General features: G+C 51.2%; 17 protein-coding genes and 1 tRNA gene. 10 read left to right on the top strand and 8 right to left on the bottom strand.

Annotated elements, in window-relative coordinates; translation table 11 throughout:
* Window positions 1-20: 20 nt before the first annotated feature.
* From ACGHM3_RS18240 to ACGHM3_RS18215, 6 genes are all read right to left on the bottom strand, one after another.
* Window positions 21-656, bottom strand: coding sequence for a 50S ribosomal protein L25/general stress protein Ctc (locus ACGHM3_RS18240; RefSeq protein WP_345426078.1), 636 nt, complete (start codon window positions 654-656; stop codon window positions 21-23).
* Window positions 657-755: 99 nt separating this feature from the next.
* Window positions 756-1,703: a ribose-phosphate pyrophosphokinase gene (locus ACGHM3_RS18235; protein ID WP_390517381.1), complete on the bottom strand. Its 948-nt coding sequence runs from the start codon at window positions 1,701-1,703 to the stop codon at window positions 756-758.
* A gap of 178 nt (window positions 1,704-1,881) precedes the next feature.
* Window positions 1,882-1,956, bottom strand: a tRNA-Gln gene (locus tag ACGHM3_RS18230).
* Entirely contained in the window at window positions 1,947-2,807 is an 861-nt protein-coding gene (gene ispE, locus ACGHM3_RS18225; protein WP_345426074.1) for a 4-(cytidine 5'-diphospho)-2-C-methyl-D-erythritol kinase, read from the bottom strand. Before ispE ends, ACGHM3_RS18230 begins: the two co-directional genes overlap by 10 nt.
* A 37-nt stretch (window positions 2,808-2,844) precedes the next feature.
* Window positions 2,845-3,429: a lipoprotein insertase outer membrane protein LolB gene (gene lolB / locus ACGHM3_RS18220; protein ID WP_345426072.1), complete on the bottom strand. Its 585-nt coding sequence runs from the start codon at window positions 3,427-3,429 to the stop codon at window positions 2,845-2,847.
* Window positions 3,429-5,210, bottom strand: coding sequence for a tetratricopeptide repeat protein (locus ACGHM3_RS18215; RefSeq protein WP_345426070.1), 1,782 nt, complete (start codon window positions 5,208-5,210; stop codon window positions 3,429-3,431). Before ACGHM3_RS18215 ends, lolB begins: the two co-directional genes overlap by 1 nt.
* 508 nt (window positions 5,211-5,718) lie before the next feature.
* Between ACGHM3_RS18215 and hemA the strand changes: the two genes are divergently transcribed.
* From hemA to ACGHM3_RS18190, 5 genes are all read left to right on the top strand, one after another.
* Entirely contained in the window at window positions 5,719-6,978 is a 1,260-nt protein-coding gene (gene hemA / locus ACGHM3_RS18210; protein WP_345426068.1) for a glutamyl-tRNA reductase, read from the top strand.
* A gap of 8 nt (window positions 6,979-6,986) precedes the next feature.
* Window positions 6,987-8,069, top strand: a complete 1,083-nt coding sequence (gene prfA, locus ACGHM3_RS18205; protein ID WP_345426066.1) for a peptide chain release factor 1 — start codon at window positions 6,987-6,989, stop codon at window positions 8,067-8,069.
* A 23-nt stretch (window positions 8,070-8,092) separates the two neighbouring features.
* Window positions 8,093-8,947: a peptide chain release factor N(5)-glutamine methyltransferase gene (gene prmC / locus ACGHM3_RS18200; protein WP_345426064.1), complete on the top strand. Its 855-nt coding sequence runs from the start codon at window positions 8,093-8,095 to the stop codon at window positions 8,945-8,947.
* Window positions 8,944-9,684 (top strand): molybdopterin-synthase adenylyltransferase MoeB, encoded by a 741-nt coding sequence (locus ACGHM3_RS18195; protein WP_345426062.1) that lies wholly within the window; start codon window positions 8,944-8,946, stop codon window positions 9,682-9,684. Before prmC ends, ACGHM3_RS18195 begins: the two co-directional genes overlap by 4 nt.
* A 210-nt stretch (window positions 9,685-9,894) precedes the next feature.
* Window positions 9,895-11,652, top strand: a complete 1,758-nt coding sequence (locus ACGHM3_RS18190; RefSeq protein ID WP_345426060.1) for an SdrD B-like domain-containing protein — start codon at window positions 9,895-9,897, stop codon at window positions 11,650-11,652.
* A gap of 149 nt (window positions 11,653-11,801) precedes the next feature.
* On the opposite strand, the gene ACGHM3_RS18185 is transcribed toward ACGHM3_RS18190, so the two are convergent.
* A complete protein-coding gene (locus tag ACGHM3_RS18185) occupies window positions 11,802-13,142 on the bottom strand; it encodes an MATE family efflux transporter (RefSeq protein WP_345426057.1) in 1,341 nt (446 codons plus the stop codon).
* A gap of 147 nt (window positions 13,143-13,289) precedes the next feature.
* Here ACGHM3_RS18185 and ACGHM3_RS18180 point away from each other — a divergent pair, with 147 nt between their 5' ends.
* From ACGHM3_RS18180 to ACGHM3_RS18160, 5 genes are all read left to right on the top strand, one after another.
* A complete protein-coding gene (locus ACGHM3_RS18180) occupies window positions 13,290-13,886 on the top strand; it encodes a DoxX family protein (protein WP_345426119.1) in 597 nt (198 codons plus the stop codon).
* A gap of 286 nt (window positions 13,887-14,172) precedes the next feature.
* Window positions 14,173-15,621, top strand: coding sequence for an ATP-dependent RNA helicase RhlB (gene rhlB / locus ACGHM3_RS18175; protein WP_345426055.1), 1,449 nt, complete (start codon window positions 14,173-14,175; stop codon window positions 15,619-15,621).
* A 29-nt stretch (window positions 15,622-15,650) separates the two neighbouring features.
* Window positions 15,651-16,112 carry a GNAT family N-acetyltransferase gene (locus tag ACGHM3_RS18170; protein WP_345426053.1) on the top strand — a complete coding sequence of 154 codons (462 nt, stop codon included), beginning with the start codon at window positions 15,651-15,653 and terminating at the stop codon, window positions 16,110-16,112.
* Between the two features lie 30 nt (window positions 16,113-16,142).
* The gene (locus tag ACGHM3_RS18165; RefSeq protein WP_345426051.1) at window positions 16,143-16,502 is read left to right on the top strand and encodes a GtrA family protein; all 360 of its coding nucleotides are present in this window, start codon (window positions 16,143-16,145) and stop codon (window positions 16,500-16,502) included.
* Window positions 16,503-16,705: 203 nt separating this feature from the next.
* Window positions 16,706-17,716, top strand: a complete 1,011-nt coding sequence (locus tag ACGHM3_RS18160) for a phytanoyl-CoA dioxygenase family protein (RefSeq protein ID WP_345426048.1) — start codon at window positions 16,706-16,708, stop codon at window positions 17,714-17,716.
* A 97-nt stretch (window positions 17,717-17,813) separates the two neighbouring features.
* On the opposite strand, the gene ACGHM3_RS18155 is transcribed toward ACGHM3_RS18160, so the two are convergent.
* Window positions 17,814-18,803, bottom strand: a complete 990-nt coding sequence (locus tag ACGHM3_RS18155) for an RDD family protein (RefSeq protein ID WP_345426046.1) — start codon at window positions 18,801-18,803, stop codon at window positions 17,814-17,816.
* Window positions 18,804-19,145 lie beyond the last annotated feature (342 nt).

Genomic DNA, 19,145 nt, shown 5'->3' with positions numbered 1-19,145 from the left:
TGCCCCCACCGTGGCAAAGATTACTCTTCGCCGGCGTCTTCGCCTTCTTCTTCGCTGTCAGCGTCAGAAGCACCGCGAGTTTTGGAGATGGTGACAACGGCCAAGTCGTGATCTCCACCGTGGGTCAGATCAACGGAAGTAACACCTTCTGGCAGGGTAAGCTCAGAAATGTGCAGGCTGTGGCCAACTTCAAGGGCTTGAACGTCAACTTCAATGAACTCTGGCAAATCTTTCGGCAAACAAGAGATTTCCAATTCAGTGATGTTGTGAGTTACTACACCGCCTTGGGTTTTAACACCAACACTGCTGGCTTCGTTAATGAAGTGCAGAGGTACTTTGGTGGTCAGCTTTTGGTCCGCCGCTACGCGTTGAAAGTCAGCGTGCAGAACAATTGCTTTGGCTGGGTGGCGCTGAAGGTCTTTCAAAATAACCTGTTCAGAGCTAGAGCCAACGTTCAGCGTAACAATGTGAGAATAAAACGCTTCGTTCTCCAATTGCTTGACCAGATCTTTGTGAGCCAAAGTAATTTGCTGAGGCTCTTTATCCAAACCGTAGATGATGGCTGGAACCAGGCCTTGTTCACGACGCAGGCGGCGGCTCGCACCTTTCCCTGTCAGTTCGCGAACTTGTGCGTCTAATACGAAATCTTCAGACATTGTAAAGTCCTTAATTTTCACAACACTCTTGCGACCAGAGTTGTTGCAGGTTAATAAAACCACGCTAGGCGTGGATGGTTAGCTTTGGTGAAAGCTCCGCTAGCGGAACATTGCACTCAAAGATTCTTCGTTGCAGATGCGGCGAACACATTCACCCAGCATCGGCGCTAAGCTCAATACACGAATACGCTCGCACTGCTTGGCGTTTTCGCTTAACGGGATTGAGTCGGTGACCACCAGCTCATCCAGTTCAGAATTGTTGATATTGCTGATTGCCTTGCCAGACAATACCGGGTGGGTACAGTAGGCAATGACTTTTTTAGCACCAAAGTCTTTCAGTGCTTTGGCTGCGCCACACAGCGTGCCGGCGGTATCGACCATGTCATCCAGCAGGATACAAGTGCGGCCGGATACATCACCAATAAGGTTCATCACCTCAGCAACGTTGGCTTGTGGGCGACGCTTATCGATGATGGCCAGGTCAATACCGAGTTGTTTTGCCAATGCACGGGCGCGTACCACGCCGCCGATGTCTGGCGATACCACGATTAAGTCTTCGTAGTGTTGGCGCTCAATGTCGTTCAGCAATACTGAGGAACCGTAAACGTTATCTACAGGTACTGCGAAAAAGCCCTGGATCTGCTCAGAGTGCAAGTCCACGGTAAGTACGCGATCCACGCCCACGGCTACCATCATATCGGCAACCACTTTGGCCGAAATCGGGACTCGAGAAGACCGAACTCGACGATCTTGCCGGGCGTAGCCGAAGTAGGGCACAACGGCGGTAATCCTGCCTGCGGAGGCGCGGCCCAGTGCATCCACCATAAAGATCAACTCCATTAAGTTGTCATTGGTGGGAGCGCAGGTCGTCTGCAAAATGAAAACATCGCGGCCGCGAACGTTTTCATTTAACTCAATAGTAATTTCGCCGTCGGAGAACTTACCCACAGTAGCATCCCCAACTGGGATACCGAGGTGGTCAGCAATCGCGTGAGCAAGGTCCGGGTTGGCGTTCCCGGTAAATAGCATTAGATCAGCCACAAGCATTACCTGTGTGGTTAATAAAAAGGGGGTTGAATCTAAGACCGGCAGCTATCGTTGCGCAGCGAAAAGGAAGGCCGAGTGCGCAACTGGATAGGCTTAGAGGATTGTAGCTGTTCATTTTGTGTATCTATCTTGGTGTGTATCTATTTAGATAGCCAGTTACAACCACACTTTTGGAATATGGCTGGGGTGGAAGGATTCGAACCTTCGCATGACGGGATCAAAACCCGCTGCCTTACCGCTTGGCTACACCCCAGTAGCAATTTGCTTTGCAAGCATTGATAGCACCGGTGATTGGTTAACACCGCGAGCAATAAAACCGCCCAGAGCATCTGGCTTTTGGCCTAATATACGCTGCGCTTCTTGCTCGTTACTCACCGCTAAAAAAACGCAAGCTCCAGTTCCCGTGAGTTTTGCAGGGCCAAATTGACCGAGCCAATTCAGTGCCGATTTAACCGGCGGGTATAACTCACGCACAAGTGCTTGGCAGTCATTTTGGGTGCCGTGCTGCAAAGAGGCCGCTACTTTAATGACGGGCGTGTCTCTTGTCAAACCCTTGTGTGAAAAAATTTCTGCTGTGGATACATGGCAGGCTGGTGCCAGCACAACGTACCAATTATCAGCCAAATCAACTGCTTGCAATTGCTCGCCTACGCCTTCGGCAAAAGCGCTTTGGCCGTAGACGAATACCGGCACATCGGCGCCCAATTGGCGAGCAATCAGCAACAACTCAGTTTGCGCTAGGTGCAGCCCCCAAAGGTGGTTTAACGCCAACAGGGTGGTTGCGGCGTCGGAGCTGCCGCCGCCGATGCCGCCGCCCGCAGGCAAGCGCTTGGTTAGATGTATTTTAGCAGCCACTGGCCGATTCGCTGCTTGCTGCAGCAATTTGGCGGCGCGCACCACAAGATTATCGCCGCCGCCCAGGGCTGGGTCGCTGCAGCTAAATTCAATGTCGTTGCCGTTGCCTGTTACGGTAAACGACAGCTCGTCGCCGTAATCCAATAATTGAAACAGGGTTTGTAGGTTGTGGTAGCCATCCGGCCGGCGCCCATTGATGTGCAAAAAGAGATTGAGTTTGGCGGGGGCGGGAAGAGTCAGTGTGGGCATGGCAAAGCTGAGAGTGGCTGCGTGTAGGCCGCCCAGGCTAATCCAGAAGCCACTCTTTGGCCACCACTAATAAAGCGATTTGATCAGTCTTTGCGCTCATTCGGCCGGGCAGCTGCCAACCGTCCACCGTGGTGTAGCGGCTGAGGCTAACCTGCCAGCCGTCTTGCTCTAGGGCGCTTAGGCTGCCCTGTTCATCGTAGCTAAGTCCCGTTACCGGCGCCAGTGGTGAGGGTATGCCTTTGGCCCAGTAGGTAAAATGTTGCACCGGTACGCTCCAGCCCAGCTGCTGTTGCATAAGGTCTTTGGCGCTGGTGCCGCGGTAGGTCTGACCGCCGGTGGCTAACACAATGCCGCTGGCATCGCCGATTAAATCCGCACGGCCCTGGCCAAAGGGGCCGCTTAGACTGATGGAAAAGTCAGATTCTTGTTGTTGCCAGTTGATGCTGGCGTTAACGCGTTCGGTGAGAGTAGTAATCCCCACTTTGCCTTTCATATGCCACTGGGTAAGCGCTTGGGCAGGCCGCCCTGGTGAGTCGGCCACAGGTGTTTTTGGTAACTGGGCGCAGGCGCTTAGCAACGCAGCAATAATTGCCAGAGCGCGGAGGGAAATTCGATTAAACATTATCGCTGTAGGGCGTCGAGCCGCTCCATAACCGCCGGTATGATTGGGCTACGGGGATTTAGCCGCAAGCCTTCTTGCCACACTTGTCGCGCTTCTTCTTCCGCACCAGTTACCCACAGCACTTCGCCAAGGTGGGCGGCTACTTCGTGATCGGGGAAGGCTTTCATGGCTTCGCGCAGACGAGAGACCGCCTCGGTATAGTTTCCCAGGCGGTACTGCACCCAACCCAGACTGTCGATAATGGCGGGGTCGTCCGGCCGCAAGCTCAGTGCTTGGTTGATTAGCTCCAGCGCTTCTTGGTAACGGTCTGTGCGATCCGCCAGGGTATAGCCAAGGGCGTTGAGCGCGGTGGCGTTGTCGGTATCTTGCAGAATAATGGCCCGCAGATCTTGCTCCATTAACGCTAGGTGATCGCGCTGCTCGTTGAGCATGGCTCTGGCGTAGAGCAGTGATGCGTTATTAGCGTGGAAAGTAAGGCCATTGGTTAAGGTGGCAACGGCTTCATCTAACATTTGGTGCCGGGCGAGGATTTCCGCCTCGGCGATGTATAGCCGCTCTTCTTGATTGCTGTACGCTTGGCGCAGCTGCACAAAGCGGTCTCTCACCGCGCTGATGTCACCTTGGGCGATGGCAATATCCGAGGCTCGGTTCAGCGCCGGTAGGAAATCCGGCCCAGAGTCTACTTGCAAAAAGTGGGTGAGGGAGCGGGCGTTGTCGCCTTCGGCCAGGGCAATTTCACCTAGGTAAAAGTGGGCGGAAGCCCCCCTTGAGGGATGGGCAATCAATTGAGTGAACTGCGCTTTGGCCGTATCGGTTTCACCAATTTCGTTGTTGATAAGGGCCAGCGAAAACAAATAGTTGGCGTCATCGGGAGATTGCTCCAGCAGCACCTGGAACTGGTCGCGGGCCAGCTCTAGGTCATCGTCGGCCAATAACCGCGCGTAATCTAGCCGCAGTCGTTGGTCGCTGGGGTTGCGCTGAAGCATGGCTTCTAGTCGCTGGCGCGCCTCTTCATGGCGGCCCAGTGCCTGCAGTGAGCGAGATTGCAAGCTAACAGCGGCGGCGCTATCGGCATCTCGCTGTAAAATGGCTTCGGCCACTGCCAGGGCGTTTTCGTGCTGCTCCTGAGCCTGAAGTATGAGCCCTTTGCTCACTAACAGATCGGTTTGATTGGGATGCTCGGCAATCAGTTGATTAAAGTCATCGAGCAGGATCTCTTGCTGTGGCCGGGCACTCTGGGTAGCCCGGGCGGCAATGGTCTGGAAGATTGATTGGGCATCAGTGCCGGCCAGTGGCTTGGCAATTTCAAAGGCCTCGGTTAATCGGCCCACTTGGGCGAGCTCGTTGGCAGCGATGACGCGGGCTTCTATATTGTCTGGGTCGACCTCCAGCCAAAGCAATGCGCTGCTCATGGTCGCTTGGTTGGCGTTGAGGAAGCGAGCAATGCGGGTGGCGCGGGCGGCCACGGCAGGGTCGCGGGTGGCATGTGCTTGTTGCACGTAGTTGCCAAGGCCTATATCGTAGCGGCCCCTATCCAGTGCGAGATCCGCCACTATCAGCGAATAGAGGGTTTCTGGGGCAAATGGCTTGTAGGTGACTTCAGGTTCAGCAACGGCAGGTTCCGGCTCTAAGGCTGGCGTTTCAACCACCTCCGGTGGTGCTTGGCTGGCACAGCCGGCCAAAATTACAGCGGCCAGTAGCGCGGCGGCGGGGTGCAAATAACCCAGTGCATTAAATGCCGAACGGCGGCGAGGTGTCATTTGCAGAGCTGTTTTATGCATTGATTGCCTTAGGCGCATTAGTAACCGTAAATGAGTAGGTCGAAATTCCAGTATAATTCTGGTTTAGTGGATTGTCCTCTGTTTAGGATTGCTTCGACAGGAAAAACTTGTCAGTAAGGCCCTAGATGCGGACAATTTACGCTTCTGTAGCCCATTGGCAGCAAAAATAGCGGCCAAATGCGCCAAACTGCAATCAACTAACGCATCGTAGTATATGCAGGTTGATGCTAAGGCCCTTGATAGACCACAACGGCTGGCCTTTGCTCCCAAGCAATATGCAAGCAATGTGTTGGGGCCGCCCAGTTTATAGGGTTAATGAGCGCAGTCAGATTTGTTTAGACTGCCCTACAGCAGACGTATGGATAGAAGGTACAGGCATTGACGCGGTTCTTGCTCTGTAATCGTGCTGCCGGGCCTTGCTCCATAACAGGAGCCTGCATGCGCTTAGTAGCCGCTAGATTTGATACCGCTAACCAGTGTTCAGCCTTTACCAGACATACGACGTTTCATGACTCTTCTTGCCCTCGGCATCAATCACAACACCGCATCGGTGGCCCTGCGAGAGCAACTGGCGTTTAGCCCGGAGCAGATGGAACCTGCGTTGTTGGCGGCCCACCGAGCAGGTATTGCTGAAGTGGCCATATTATCCACTTGCAATCGAACAGAGCTGTACACCCCAGCTGATACCAACCCAGACACTGTACTGCAATGGATAAGTCAGTTCTGCGGTGTCGATGTGTCAGAGCTGGGGCGTTGCCATTACCAAAAGCAGGGTGAAGAGGCCATTAATCATATGATGCGGGTGGCTGCGGGGCTGGATAGCCTAGTGTTAGGCGAGCCGCAGATTCTTGGCCAGATGAAAGCCTGCTACGCCCACGCTAAGGAATCTGGTACGGCTGGAGCAAATCTTCACGAGGTGTTTCAGCGGGTCTTCGCCACCGCCAAACGCGTGCGCACAGAAACCACCATCGGGCAAAATCCGGTGTCCGTGGCCTACGCTGCGGTTACGCTGGCCCAACAAATTTTTAGCGATTTAAAACAAGACACAGCGCTGTTGATCGGCGCTGGCGAAACCATCGAGCTGGTGGCTACCCACTTGCACAACCAAGGCGTGAAATCCATCATCGTGGCCAACCGTTCCCTTGGGCGAGCGGCAGATTTGGCGGATAAATTTAACGGCCAGGCCATTTTGCTGGAAGAAATACCCGAGGTGTTGCCCAGGGCCGACATTGTTATTAGCTCTACCGCCAGTCCGCTGCCTATTTTAGGTAAAGGAACGGTGGAAAAAGCGCTCAAAGCCCGCAAACGCAAGCCCATGTTTATGGTTGATATCGCTGTGCCCAGAGATATCGAAGAGCAGGTAGCGAATCTTTCGGATGTATACCTATATACAGTGGATGATTTGCGCGACGTCATTCAAGAAAACCTGCGTTCTCGCCAGGAGGCTGCAGAGCAGGCCGCCAGTATAATAGAAGAAGGCGTGCAGGCTTACATTCACGGCTTGCGCGTGCAGGATTCCGCTTCCACCATTCGCGCCTACCGCCGTAAAGCCGAAGATGTACGCGATAACGAACTGGAAAAAGCCCTCAGTGCACTGGAGGCCGGTGGCAGCCCTGAGGACGTGGTAAAACAACTGGCGCGAAACCTAACTAATAAATTGTTGCATGGCCCCACCACCAAAATCCGCCAAGCCAGCGCCGAAGGGCGCACGGATTTAATTGGTTTTAGCCATGAGTTATTTGATCTTAATGATCAAGATTTGAGTTAATCAATCCTATGAAAGAATCGATACTTAACAAATTGGAAATTCTCCACGACCGCTACGACGAGGTGGCGCATCTATTAGGTGATGCCGGCGTGATCGGCGATCAGGATAAATTCCGAACCTTGTCCAAAGAATACGCTGAGCTAGAACCTGTGGTGCAAGTTTTTAACAGTTACCGGCAGGTTTTAGACAATATTAAAACCGCCAAAGAAATGCTTGACGATGGCGATGCCGACATGCGAGAGATGGCGCAAGAGGAGTTAAAAGAAGCCGAATCCGATAAAGAGCCGCTGGAGCTGGAACTACAAACATTACTGCTGCCCAAAGATCCTAACGACGAGAAAAATGTTTATTTGGAAATACGTGCAGGCACCGGCGGTGACGAAGCTGCAATCTTTGCCGGCGATTTATATCGCATGTACAGCAAGTTTGCAGAAACCCAGGGGTGGAAAGTGGAAGTTATGAACGCCAACGAAGGTGAGCACGGCGGCTACAAAGAAATCATCACCCGCGTTGCCGGCCAGGGCGTTTATTCCAAATTAAAATTTGAATCCGGTGCCCACCGAGTGCAGCGTGTACCGGAGACCGAATCCCAGGGCCGCATTCACACTTCCGCATGCACCGTGGCCATTATGGCCGAAGCCGATGAATTGGAAGCAGTGGATATCAATAAAAACGATATCCGTGTGGACACATTTAGGGCATCCGGTGCTGGTGGCCAGCACGTTAACAAAACCGACTCGGCCATTCGTATTACGCATTTGCCAACGGGCATCGTGGTGGAGTGCCAAGACGAACGATCGCAGCACAAAAACCGCGCCCGTGCTATGTCGTTACTGGCGGCCAAGTTAAAAACCGAACAAGAAACCGCCGCGGCGCAGTCCATTGCTGATGAACGCCGCAACCTGGTGGGCAGTGGTGACCGCTCTGAACGCATCCGCACCTACAATTACCCTCAGGGCCGAGTGACCGACCACCGCATTAATTTAACGCTGTATAAATTGGCCGAAATTATGGAAGGTGATTTATCCGAAGTGGTGGGCTCTTTGGTGAACGAATACCAAGCGGATCAGCTGGCCGCGTTGGCGCAGTAAACGCCTAGCCAATGGCTCAAACTATGACCGGTACCATTGGCCAGTTGCTAACCTGGGCCACCGGCGAATTATCCGACTCAGAATCTGCTCGCTTAGACGCCGAGTTGCTATTGTCTTACGCCTTGAGAAAAGACCGCAGCTATTTGTTTACTTGGCCGGAGCGAATTCCCAGCCAAGAGCAAACGGTACAGTTTAGTGCCCTGATTAAAAAACGCCAGGTGGGAGAGCCCGTGGCCTATTTAATGGGCGAGCAGGGCTTTTGGACGCTAAACCTCTCGGTCACTCCGGCCACCCTTATTCCTCGGCCAGAGACAGAACTATTGGTCGAACTTGCTCTGGCCAAAGCCCAATTAACAAATGCCGACGCCAAGCCATTAACTGTTTTGGATTTAGGCACGGGCAGTGGCGCCATTGCATTAGCATTGGCGGCAGAGCAGCCCAGTTGGCAGATCACTGCCACGGATTACAGCCAGGCAGCCTTGGCGGTTGCGAGCCAAAATGCGCTGCGTAATGGCCTAAAAAACGTCACCTTTTTGCACAGCGATTGGTTTACTAATATCCAGGTACCGCAAAAATTTGACCTGATTGTCTCTAATCCGCCTTACATTGATGAACACGATGAGCATTTAAGCCAAGGTGACGTTCGTTTTGAGCCCAGCAGTGCTTTGGTGGCGGCCAATTGCGGCAGGTCGGATATCGAAAACATCGCCCGCAATGCCACCGAGTTCTTAAAACCCAACGGCCGGTTACTGTTTGAACACGGCTACAATCAAGGGCCGTGGGCGGTAGCTTTGCTGAATGAATTGGGCTATTCCAACGTGCAATGTAACCAGGATTTCGGCGGCCGCGACCGTGTTACCCAGGGGCAATGGCAATGAATGACCAACAACTTTTAACCTACAGCCGGCATATTTTGCTGCCGCAAATTGATATTGATGGCCAACAAGTGTTTATCAACAGCACGGCGTTGGTGATTGGTTGCGGCGGGTTGGGCAGCCCGGCGGCTATGTACTTGGCCGCCAGCGGGGTGGGGCATTTAATATTGGCCGATTGCGATACGGTAGAGTTATCCAATTTGCAGCGTCAAATCGCTCACAGCCACAGCGATTTAGGCCAGGGTAAGGCCGAATCCGCCGCCGCTACAGCCAAGGCTATCAACCCAAGTGCCCGTGTGACTGCCATGGCGGTAAACCTCTCTGGCACAGCATTGCAAGAGGCCATTGATCAGGCCGATGTTGTGTTAGATTGCAGTGACAACTTAACCACCCGCTTGGAAGTCAATAAATTGTGTTACCAGCAAAAAACCGCATTGGTTTGCGGGGCGGCCATCGCCGGTGAGGGGCAGTTATTGGTGGTTGACCCGAATAACAATTCAGCCTGCTATAGATGCCTGTACGACGAAACCGCCAACGTAAATTTAAATTGCGCCACCAGTGGTGTGATCGCGCCCTTGGTGGGGGTGATTGGGGCGATGCAAGCGTTGGAGGCATTAAAAGTACTGTTGGGCACCGCCACCGCCGGCAAACTGTCTATTTACGACGCTTGGCGCACCAGTTGGCAGGCGCTTAATCTTCTCAAGCAACCCGGCTGCCCGGTGTGTGGCTCCGATAGCTAAGTTGTATCTGATATTACGTTGGTAAGGGTGGGGGGAATTAGTAAATGCAAGGAACAAGGTTCCATTTTCTGGTAAAGTTTAATTAATTTTCAGTGCTATTTGGGTGCTGCATGTTAGTCTCGCGGTGCTGCCTCATTTATTTCTTTCCGATATCTAAAATATCGGAGGGGTGTTGTGAGGATAACTTTAGAAAATAATAGAGAGCTGTTCATGATCTCCGCGCCCGCCTTCCCAAGCAAGTTAAATTGTTATTCTTTTTTAGTGCTCTTACTTACTTTGATTTTACCTTTGAGCGTTAAATCACTAGCTAGTACAAATCAGGAAAAAAGTGATTCCGGTCTGAGTACGTCCAGTAGCTTCGACACTTCTGCATATGAGCATGCTGTTGTAATCGGAGATCATATGTTCTACGTAGTCGGTGATACTGTGTGGTCAAAGGACAGTAATGGCCAAATTAGTTACGTTTATGAAATAACAGAGGACTATGTCAGCCACGATTGGGGCTACTACTATTTTCTCGAAATGCTTTATACGGAAAATGGAAGGCTGTATGTCGTAGAGCTAAGGTTGTTAGCTGAACCTTATTACCATGCATATTCCTATCAGTTAATTGAAATAGACATAGATACTGCTGAATCATCAATTGTCTCCAGTCACTACTACCCGTATGGAAGTCCTAGTGATGGATATCCGACGATTAATGACGTAGTTTACAGCTATTGGTTTGACGGCGAAGAGTATTTTGTCGCCGAGGGTAGCTTGGTAGGTGAAGAATTATGGAGGTTAGAGGGGATTGGCGCGGATCGCCGCTACCAATTGGTTGGAGATATCAATCCAGGCGCAGAGAGCAGTCAGCCAGCGAACTTTTACAGCTATGGCGGAGTATTGTATTTCACTGCTTACAAAGAAGGCGTTGGTAGGGAGGTTTGGAAGCTAAATGAAGGTGGGGTTCCAGAAATGGTCGCTGATATCAACCCTGGAGCAGAAAGTTCATTTAGTAGCCCCGATGGTTGGTACTACCAAGGGTACGACCAATATGGCGTTCAGGTTTTCTATGGGTTTTCTAATAACGTTTATTTTGTCGCAGACCACCAAGAATTCGGAAGAGAGTTGTGGGGTAGTGATGGTACTAGAGCGGGGACTTATTTAGTTTTAGACGCTCTGCCAGGCGAGTCAGGATTTATAGCGTACCGAGACACAATAGCGCCGATATTTATGGATTTTCAAAACATTAATACCGCCAACGGGTTCTATTTCCGCGCCAGGCAGTTTGGGGATCAGGATAATAGCCTCTGGATTTCCAACGGGACCGAAATCGGAACGAGGAAAGTAAATGCGGTAGGCTCTGGCATAATTGGGGATTTTGTTTGGTTAGATGATGATGGTGACGGATTTCAAGATCCAGGTGAAAGAGGCTTGGCTGGAGTTGAGGTGCAGCTACTTTCATGTGATGGCGCGCTGTTAAATAAAACGACCACAAGTACTAGCGGCCGATATTTATTTGGAAATATCGTTGACGGTAGTTATCAGGTCAAGTTTCTTCTGCCAGATGGGTTCGAGTATAGTCCGCAGGGGGTAGGTCACTATAAAAAGGATAGTAATGCGGACGAGAGTAGCGGTTTAACTCGTTGCTTACCTATTAAGGGAAAACAAGTTCGTAAGGCTATAGATGCAGGTATGGTGAAGGCGTCCCCACCTGAAAGTTTGCAAGTTATTAAGGCAATATATTTTTCTAATCAGAAGAAGCTTTGGGTGCGTGTATCTTCCACTGTAGAGCCCGAAGGCACTGCTCTATTAACTTTAGATGCTAAATTCAAAACAAATAGCCGGAAGTTAGGTAGTGTTTTTTGGCGCGATTACGCTGGTTTCTATCAAAACCGATGGTTAAAAATTGACAAAGCACCAGAAGCAATAACGATCACAAGTAGTTCAGGTGTGTCAATAACTGCCGAGGTTGAAATTCAATAAGTATTCTTAAGTTTCTTTATCAATGATGATGCGCTCCGTCGTCGGAGCGCTGTTGGTCAGCGATATTTGATTTCGAGTACAAACATTCAATAACGCGGATTCTTATATCCCTTGTTGTAATCAGTTGCTAGCCTTTGGCAGCTTGGCTGTTAATTAGAGCAAGTTCTTTTCGCTAACCAATGCAAGCGAGTGTGTAGTAACACTGCGGCAATCATTAATCCCACCACAATACCCCACCAAAACCCAAACACCCCAAGCTCGGCGTAGTTGGCCAGGGCGTAGCCTAGTGGGAATCCGCACAGCCAGTAGGCGGTTAGCTGCATAAACATCGGTATTTTAGTGTCGCCAAAACCGCGTAAGCCACCCCAGCTAGACACCTGCACCGCATCAAACAATTGATATACCACGCACACCAGCAGTAATTGGCTCGCCAGTTGTTGCACGGCGGGGTCTGGGCTGTACACCTTGGCGATCAGTGTTCGGGCTAAAACGGTGATGGCAATGGTGGTCACTGCCACTGCTAGGGCGACTTTGACCCCGGTAAAAGCGCTAAAGGTTGCGGCCTGAAATTGTTTAGCGCCGCGCAACTGCGCGCAGCGGATGCAAACGGCCACACTAAATCCCAGTGGAATCATGTACACCAGCGAGCTGTAGTTAATCACCACCTGATGTCCGGCCACGGCAACCTGGCCAAAGGGAGACACCATCAAAGCCACGCTGGTGAAGAAAAATACTTCGCCGCCGCTGCCGATGGCCAAGGGCACACTGATAGCGATGTGTTTTTTTATTGTTGGCCAATGAGGGCGCCAAGCCTTGGTGAATAAGTGGTAACGGCGATACTGCGCTTTACCCTGCAATACCAAGGCGACGCCGATGGCCGCCACCCAATAGGCCACCACGCTGGCCCATGCACACCCTTTGGCGCCCATGGCAGGGAGTCCCAATTTGCCAAACACAAAGAGGTAATCGAACAGCGCGTTGAGTATAAATAACAGCCCGTAAGCTGCCATGGCCATGGCCATGTCGCCCACTGCTTCACAGGCGTTTACCAGCACCACAAAAATCAAAAAGCCCACACTGCCCAGGCTTAGTATCGTAAGGTAGCGCCAGGCAATATCGGTGATTGGGCCGGGAGGTTGTATGGCCGGGAGCCACAGTTGGCTGGTTACCAGCGCTAGGCAAACCAGAATAATGGCGGCCACACCGATCCAAGCGGTTTGATGAACTTGGAAGCCAATTCGAGAGTAGCGGCCACCACCGTGGTATTGAGCGGCAATGGTAGCAGTGGCGCCGCACATGCCCATCACAAACACTGCCAGCGCCCCCCAAATAGCGGCACCAATGGCCAGCCCGGCCAAGTCCTGCGTGCTAACTAAGCCTGAAAAAATGGTGTCAGTGGCACCCATGCCGATGATAGCAATGTGGCAAATGATCAGCGGAACGCCCATGCGGGCTATGGTGATAACTTCGTGTTGGGTCGGATTTTTCAAGGCAATTAGAGGCTTATATAAACGGTTATGTGATCAAATTTGTGACAAAAACGGGAACTCTCCATAGGAACCGCTATTTCTGCTAGCCACTCCTAAAAAGGGCGTTGAGTGTACCCTTGAAACCTATGGAGAGATACCGTGCTAACAATAACTGCCATCAAACATGCTGCGGCCACCGCCCGTAACCTGCTGGCCCACGGTGACGGCGTGCCGTTGCTATTGCTGCGATTGTATTTAGCGCCAGTGATGATGCAGGCCGGCTGGGTAAAATTCGCCGCCTGGCAGGACACCGTGGCGTGGTTTGGAAACCCGGACTGGGGGCTAGGCCTGCCCATGCCCGAGGTGATGGTATTTTTAGCCGCGGCTGCTGAGTTGGTGGGCGGAGCACTGTTGGCGTTGGGGTTGGCCACCCGGTTGGCGGTGGTGCCGTTGATGGCAACCATGCTGGTGGCGATTTTCTTTGTGCACTGGCCCAATGGCTGGTTGGCAATTGCGGATGCCAGCAGTTGGTTGGCCAACCAGCGCGTGTTGGAGGCGGCGGAGCGTAAAACCCAGGTAATCGCTATTTTAAAGCAACATGGAAACTACTCTTGGTTAACCGGTAGGGGAAGTGTGACGCTGCTGAATAACGGCGTGGAGTTCGCCGCGACTTACTTTATCATGTTGTTAACCCTGTTGTTTTACGGTGCAGGGCGCTATCTAAGTGTGGATTATTGGCTGAATCGGTATTTTAGTCGTCGCTAATGATGACTGTCATTACTCGTGGTTTGGCGGATTCCACTCGCCAAACTGTTGTTTGTAATCTCTCTTCGATAGCTAGTAGTATGGAAAAGGATGCTACCGAAACGGCTAGTACCGAAATGAGTACTACCGCTGGGTGCGGTGGTACACCACCGAAACCACTGGCTTTGAGCGGCAATAGGGCGCAAATCAGGTCATATTGATGGTAAAGCAGGGGCCATAAGCGGTTAATAACTGAACTGGCTGTGGTACAATCGCTGCTCATTTTTTTATAAGCGAGCAACTTGGTTTGATCGGACAGCGTTACCACCACAGTACATTTAACAGCCCAGAAGTCAGCACCGAGGGAGGCCAGGACGTTGCTCCAGCCTCAGAGAGCAAAAAGCGCTCGAGCAAAAAGCCCTATGGTCGGTCGCGCGCTCGTAACACTCGTGTGCAAGCGTGGTCGATCGATCAGTTCCACGTAGAGCCGCAAGAGGGTAAAACCCGCTTCCACGACTTAGACTTACCCGATGAACTCATGCACGGCATTGCCGACCTGGGTTTTGAGTATTGCTCGCCCATTCAAGCTCAAGCATTACCCTTTACCCTTGATGGCCAAGATGTGGTTGGTAAAGCGCAGACAGGTACCGGCAAAACGGCTGCGTTTTTACTCGGCATCATTGATGATCTATTGTGTAATCCACTGGAAGAAGAGCGCTACGCTGGTGAGGCGCGAGCACTTATTTTGGCTCCTACCCGTGAGCTGGTGCTGCAAATTGCCGAAGACGCCAAGTTGTTATGCAAGTACACAGGTCTGCAAGTGCACACCCTAGTGGGTGGCATGGACTACCAGAAGCAGCAAGATAAAGTCGCTGCCCGTTTGGTGGATATTTTGGTAGCCACGCCCGGCCGTCTATTGGATTTCGTCAGCAACGACGTAGTACACCTGGATCAAGTAGAAGTGCTGGTTATCGACGAAGCCGACCGCATGCTGGACATGGGATTCATTCCGCAAGTGAAGCGTATCGTGCGAGCTACGCCGGCTAAAAGCCATCGCCAAACCTTATTTTTCTCCGCTACCTTTACCTACGATGTTCTGATGTTGGCGGAACAGTGGACGGACAAAGCCGTAACGGTAGAAATCCAACCGGAATCCGTTGCCACTGACACCGTAACCCAGCACATTTATTTGGTGTCCACGGAAGAAAAGTTCGCCTTGTTGTACAACCTATTACAACAGGAAGACGTAGAGAGCCTAATGGTGTTTGCCAACCGACGTGATGAATGCCGTCGCTTGCACCAAATGCTACTCGACCACAGCCTAGAGGCTGGCCTATTGAGCGGTGAAATTGCCCAAAACAAGCGCGTGCGCACTTTGGATAAATTCAAAAAAGGCGAGTTAAAAGTACTGGTGGCCACCGATGTGGCTGGGCGAGGCATACACATCGACGGCATCAGCCATGTGGTGAACTTTACCTTGCCGGAAGAGCCCGAAGATTACGTGCACCGAATTGGCCGTACCGGCCGTGCCGGCAATCACGGTACCTCAATTAGCTTCGCCTGTGAGGACGATGCCTTACGCCTGGAGCCCATTCAAAAGTTGCTGGGCATGGAATTAAAATGCGAGCAGCCGCCGGAAGCGCTGTTGGCGGAGATTCCTCAAGTGGAATACAAATCCGTTCGCCGTAGCAACAGTGGCGGAGGCAACAACAACCGCCGGCGCCGCAGCAACGGCGGCAACCGTCGTCGATCTTAAGCGCTCGGATTTAAACGTCAGCAAGGCACATGACAATATCACTGCGGCCGGTAGATCAGAACAATTACGAGGCCGTTTGTGATTTGGAAGTTGCTCCCCACCAAGAAGACTACGTGGCCAGTAATACCTGGTCGCTGGTAGAAGCCGCCTACAACCGCAATCATTACGTAAAAGCCATTTACGCCGGCGCCCAGCTGGTGGGGTTTATGATGTGGGTGCAAGAATCCCCAGCGTTGATTTCCATTTGGCGTTTTATGATCGCCGAGCCCCATCAAAACAAAGGTTACGGCAAGCTAGCTATGCAGAAAGGCTTAGATCTGATTCGAGCGCAAGCCAACAAGTCTTTCGCCAAAACCAATATTAAGCCTGAAATAGAAGTTTGCTATGTACCGGAAAACCACATAGCTAAACGGCTCTACGCTGCGCTGGGTTTCGTCGAAAGCGGGTGGGACGAAGACGAAGAAGAGGTGCTGGCCAGATTAAAAGGCTAGCGTATTTATTAAGCCTGATTTCATCGGCCTATGAAGCAGCTATTATTATATTCTATTGCCAGCTCCTTCGGCTTTGTTGTCGACCTATGTGCGTTCGTTTTGCTAAGCCAATGGCTGCACATTTATCCCGCCCGATTATTTGCTTTCTTATTGTCCGTTGCGTTTACCTACGAAATAAATAATCGAATCACGTTTACCGGCAATGGTAAGCGCTGGTTGTATGTGCTTGGCCAGTGCAAAGGCTTTTTAATTAATTTCGGTTTATTTGTGTGGGTAAGCCAAGCGCTGAATGAGCTGGCTTGGGGCGATTACATTGCTTTTGCTGTGGGCTGTTTTGCTGCACTTTTGTTTAATTTCTTTTTTGCTCGGCGGTTTGTTTTTAGTCGATAAAACGCAACAGAAGCGTAGTTGTAACCGTCGACTGGCATACACTGTAAAGTAAGGACTGCATACCGTAAAGAAGGGCAAATTAAGCGTTTTGGGTGTTGTTGTTCTGTTAGCTTTTTCACTATTCAACAAAGGCTTTGCTAAATTTTTCCGTCCCTGAACGCGTCAGCAGCCTAATCAGTGATTTGTATTAGAGACAACATCCTATGCAAGCTAGCAATACACTCGACTGCCAAAACGTAGATGAAGACCTGCGGTTTTTGGATGAAAATGGCTACCTCGTAGTAAAGTCCGTGATCTCTCAAGAGGAGATCGACAAGGTGAAAAGTCGAGTCGCCGAGGTTAGAAAGCATCAAGGGGCTAGGTGGGGTGAATTTGGTACATCGCTGTTACGTGAAAAATTTATAAAAAACAACTCAACCATTAAATTAAAGTTATACGATTTTTTGTTTGTGGCTGTTAGATCGGTATTGCGTTTGGTCATTAAGCTTGTGCCCCAGGTCAGGCAGGCAATGTCGCTGTACACCAGAGTGCCCATGGACTACAAACATACATCCACGCTACAGAGAGAGATTCGGCAAATGATGCTGTGCATCGTTGAGCAAATGGATGATCCAAAAGACAGGCGTGTGTGTGATTTGGTGAATTGTGGTGAGGTGTTCGATCAGTTTTACCAAAACGAAAAAATCCTAGCGCTTGTGAAGTACCTCATCGGCGATGATTTCAAACTCTCATCGATGAATTTACGAGATCCGCAGAAGGGTATTAAAAACCAAGACATGCACTCAGATTACCCCTGGGCGGTTCGTGGCGAAAAATACTATGCGTGTAACGCTCTGTGGTTGCTAGACGACATGACCGAAGAAAGTGGCGCAACGCGAGTGATTTGTGGTTCTCATAAGTGGGGTGGTTTACCTTACCAGGGAATGGCTAATGTTAAAGATAACCATCCAGATGAAATTCTTGTTGAAGCTAAAGCTGGCGATGTGCTGTTTGTTAACTCTCACGTCTGGCACGGTGGCACGGCAAAACACTCAGATTCAAAGCGGGCCATTATCCAGTCATTTTTTGTTCATCGAGCCCACGTGCCACAACAATTTCATCGTTTTCAGCTCACATCAGAAACCGCCGAACGAATGACGGAAGCGTCTTTAGATATACTTGATATTCCTAATTTTAAGAAAGCAGAGAAAGTCAATTTGAAATCGGTGAGTTAATTTACAAGTTCAAAAATTACTTGCCAGAGCAACTCCAGTCTTTAGTGTCAACCTAACGGTACACTACAAATCATAGCCTAATGAGCAGAGTTCTTTGCTATTCAAAGATTACAACAGTCTCGGCTATCTTATCCTGTATGGCCTGGCGGTTGGCATCCCAATAGATTTGTGCGAAACCCAATAAGCCCGTTGCAAAACCCGCCCCGTAGCCGCCGTAACGGCCGAAGCTGTCCCACAGTGAAAAGGCGGAGCCGTCGAGCTTTACCACGCGTATTTTTAACAGCTTTTTGCCCGGTGTGCGGCCGCGGAACCAGGCAATAAAAACGCTGTGGTAGAGCGCTGCCCAGCCAAACCCTAGTCCTAGGTCTCCGGCGAACCCTTGAGCCCAACTTAAGGGGCTGTAGGTTTGTTCTTCGCCTGCCGACGTTGGGGGGGAGTCGGGTTCGCTGGGCGCTGCGCTGGCTATCTCGTCTACCGCGGTCATTTGCTCCACGGATTTGTCGTAGGCGTCTAGATAAGCGTTTAAAAGTTGCTCGATTTGCGCTTGCGGTAGTTCTCTGTTTTCCAAAAATTCAGTGATGTGCTCTTCCACGTCGTCGCGGTCGGCCTTGGACTCGGCCAACAACTCACCAACACTGTTCGCCAGCTCCAGTTGGCATTTCTGGGCCGCTTCGCATTTGTCCCAGGCGATCAAGTTTAAGCCGTAGACAATGGCCTGGGCTACAGTGCCCTCGGATTCCACGGGCTCTGGCTCTGTTCTTAAGGCCTCCACCACGATTAGCGTAGCCAGAAATAACAACCCGGTGCCGGCAAACCTGAGCCAGCTTTTCGCTTTTTTGGATTCAATGTTGGGATTGTTGTTGCGGCTTGCGCGCAGGAATGCGATTGAGGTGAGCACGGCTAGCACTACGGACGAGAGCTGGCTAAGTATAGCGATGAGCACAAAGTCGATACATTGAGCGGCGCCGCGCCGCCAGGGGCGGGCAATGGCTTTGCCCATCAGTTGCGGATCTAGCTCAAAGGCAAACGGCGTGACTATGTCGCGGTTATCGCTTTTTGGGTTCGTGTCTGGCTCGCTTTTGGTCATTTCCTGGCCCGTAAGGATGTGTGATCTACTCTTGTGGGCTGGCTAGAATCTACTCTGGCCAGACGTCCAATCCGTTTAAGTGTAAAGCCTGATTTTATCAGGTGTCCAGGGCGAGTAAGGCCGGCGCGATAGGGTTTTCAAATCTGTTGAGGAGATTAGGCCCGGCTTCACTACCTGGATTTACGTTTGCCTTACGCGAAGACACATAGAGTGTTAATACGTTTGCAAAAAATAAACCGAGTGGTCTGTCAAAATTGAGAAGCCATTCCTATTGCACTGAAACGGTGGTGGTAAGGTACCTGTGTTGGCCAAAGATAAGGCAGTCGTCTAATCAAAATGATT

It is taken from the genome of Halioxenophilus aromaticivorans (assembly GCF_042850945.1).
Lineage (GTDB): Bacteria > Pseudomonadota > Gammaproteobacteria > Pseudomonadales > Cellvibrionaceae > Halioxenophilus > Halioxenophilus aromaticivorans.
The sequence above is the reverse complement of the archived record's forward strand: the minus strand, read 5'-3'. Positions and strand labels throughout refer to the sequence as shown.